1 protein-coding gene is annotated in these 2,898 nt (G+C 63.4%); it reads right to left on the bottom strand.

What is annotated here, in order from left to right; translation table 11 throughout:
- On the bottom strand, positions 1-2,898 hold a 2,898-nt coding region (locus B3C64_RS00855; protein ID WP_291533074.1), incomplete at both ends, for a Spy0128 family protein.

The raw sequence follows: 2,898 nt of genomic DNA, 5'->3' as shown, positions 1-2,898 counted from the left end.
CCGCCGGTGAGCGGCAGGCTTTCCGCGCTGCGGCATACGTTCACGAACGCGCCGCCGTCGTTTTCGTCGGTGGCGGTCGGCGCATCGTAGCCGGGCGTGGTCGCGATCACCGTGTACGTGCCCTTCATCTGGTTCTCTTCGACGCGGAACCTCAGGTACCGTATGTTCGTCGCGTAGGTGAGCGTCGCGTCCGTGCCGGCGACTTCCGTCACCTTGTACACGTAGGCGCCCGCCTTGGAGAAGGTGAAATCGCCGAAGTCGATGCTCGCCAGATCGCCGGCTTTGGTGGATACCAAATCGGATTTGCCGACGGTGACCTGCATGCCGGCGCTTGGCTCAGGCAACGTGTTCAGGGTCCCGCTGTCGGTGGCGCAGGAGATGTTGTTCGCATCGCTGAACGAGCCGAGCTTGTTGCTGTAGTTGCATTTCTCCAGCTTGAAAACGAACCTGTCTTTGCCGGAATCGGTCCATTCGCGGCCCGCGAGCTGCTTGTACAGCGGCGCGGCCTTGGACGACACCGATTTGGCCTGCTCGTACGAATTGGTGAACAGAATGGTTTTCTGCCCGAACTTGGTGTTGCCGTCGACTTGGGCGATTTGCCGTTTGCCGCCGTCCGACTTCTCGCAGAACGCCGTCGAGGTCACGCCGAGCGTGCCGTCGCCGTTGTCCTTCACCGTGACGCGCACGTAGTAGACCCACTGCTTGCACCAGACGCCGTCGATTTTCACATCGTTCCTGTTGCCCCATGTCGTCGGCGCCTTGGAGTCGGCGTCCGGCTGGGTGTTGGTTGTTCCGGTGTTCGGATTGGTGTGCTGCGCGAGCTCCACAATCTTGAATTCGTAGGTTTTGCCAGCGTCCGTTTCGTTGAACGTCAGGTCGGAAAGCTTGTTCGCCATCACATCCGTGGCACGATGGACGGTGCCACTGGCCGTGGCGGCCGCCGCGCCGTTGACGAAGGAACGGTCGTTGGCGAAGGTCGCCGCGGCGATGCGCTTCTGCGACGCCTCGTCAACACCGCTGATCTGGAAGGTGAACTCCCCCGCATACAGGTTGCGTGCCGTGCCCGTCGCGTTGTAGGTGTCGTTGTTCAGCTCTTTGACCACATCGAATCCCGCGTAGCGCAGCGACGCCGCATAGGTGTTGGTGAACGCCGCGGCCGTGGTGTTCGCACGGTCCATGTCGGTCGATGCCGTCGCATTGTCGTAGGTGACGCCGATCACGCGCAATGTGCCGGTGTGGTTGCCGGCCTCGTCCGTGTCGGCGACCACGTAGGTGACGGTCGACACATGCCCGTCGTAGGTGACGCCGCCCGCGTTTCCAATGTTTTCGGTGATGGCGAACACGTAGGTGCCGGCTTTGGCGAAAGTGAGCTGGCCGAACTGGAATGATTGGGCCGCGCCGGATTCGGCTTCGGTTCCCGTGGTGGTGGCTTTGGCGAGCACGCCGTCCGACGTGCAGCCGGTCGCCGGGCAGTTCGCGCCCGTGACGTTTCCTGCGGCCACGGCGTCCTTGGTCGTCTCATCGGCGGCCTTGAGCGTGAAGGAGAAGGAGTCCTTCGCGGTGCGGGCGCGGCCGGTCAGGGTTTTCGAGCCTTGCGGCGCCGCCGAGGTTGCGGCGGCATGGTAGGTGTTGGCGAACACGATGGCGTTCGTTCCGTCATTGTGCGCCTTGACCTCCTGCAGCACGCCATCGACGTTCCGGTAGTACGTGATGTTCGCGTGCACCATGCCATCGGTGACCGTCACCGCGACGAACACATAGTATTCCGTGGAATCGTAGGTCATCGCGGTGCCGCCGATGGTTCCGGCCGGTTCCACCACCTTGTACACGTAGGTATGGCTGCCGGTGCCGGCGTTGAAGGAGATCTGCGGGAAGTTCGCGACGCGGAATTCGTCGAAACCGACCGTCACGCCATCCGTGCCGCTGCCTTCGGGCATCGGCACGTCACCGGCGTTCGTCGGCAATGCCGCAACGGTGTCGGGAACGCCGTCCGCGGTGACGAAGCTGCCGACCGCGCTCATCGTCGCGCTGAACATGCCCGCCTGGTACGGATAGCCGTTCTCCGTGTAGTTCTTGGTGGCGGAGAAGGTCACCACGCGGGGGTCCTTGCTGTATTCGTTGGTGAATTCGGCGACGCGATCGCTTGCCGTGCCGTCGGCGACCGTCGCCCCGGAATCGTCGAGCATGCGGGTGAGGGTGACGCTCGCGACACGCAGTTCGCCGTCATCCACCGCGACGACGATCGTCACTGCGTACTGCGCGCGCGAGTAGTTGAAGCCTTCTGCCGCGCCGGAGGCCGGCGTGATCTCCGACAGCTGGTACGTGTAGGTTCCCGGCTTGGTGAAGGTGATGTCGCCCAAGGTCATGTCTTGGGAGCCGTCCGAAGTGCTCCGGTACGTCAGTGTCTTGCGCAATGCGTGGTTGCCGTTGGCGTCAACGTCGGAAACGGTGCAGGCGTCGGCCAGCCGCTCGTCGGTGGAGCAGGTCGGCAACGGCGTTCCCCGTGCCGCGTCCAGTCGGAATTGGAACGGATAGTCGCCACTCGCATCGGATGGCAGTCCTTTGACCGTTTTGCGCACGGCGATGAGGTCCTGCGCCTTCAGGGTGACGCTGTTCGGCTGGTACAGGTTGACCGCCGTCGCCTGGGAGACGCCTGACGCGCGTTTGATTGTGCCGGTCATGCCGGTGGTTTTCGTCTGGTCGAGCACATAACCGGTCGGCAATTCGGTTTCCTGGATGGCGTATTCGACGCCGTCCGTGATGTTGGCGATGGTGAGCGTCTGCCGGTTCTTCAACGTGACCGGTTCGGTCTGCGCGCATCGTTCCGCGTCGGTGTCTCCGTCCGCCACGCAACGCTCCAGTTCTCCGGATTTCGCCGTGGCCGAATCGCGCCGCAGC

Origin of the sequence: Bifidobacterium sp. UBA6881 (assembly GCA_002451435.1) — a bacterium.
Classification (GTDB): domain Bacteria; phylum Actinomycetota; class Actinomycetes; order Actinomycetales; family Bifidobacteriaceae; genus Bifidobacterium.
This window is presented reverse-complemented; position numbering and strand designations above follow the sequence as displayed.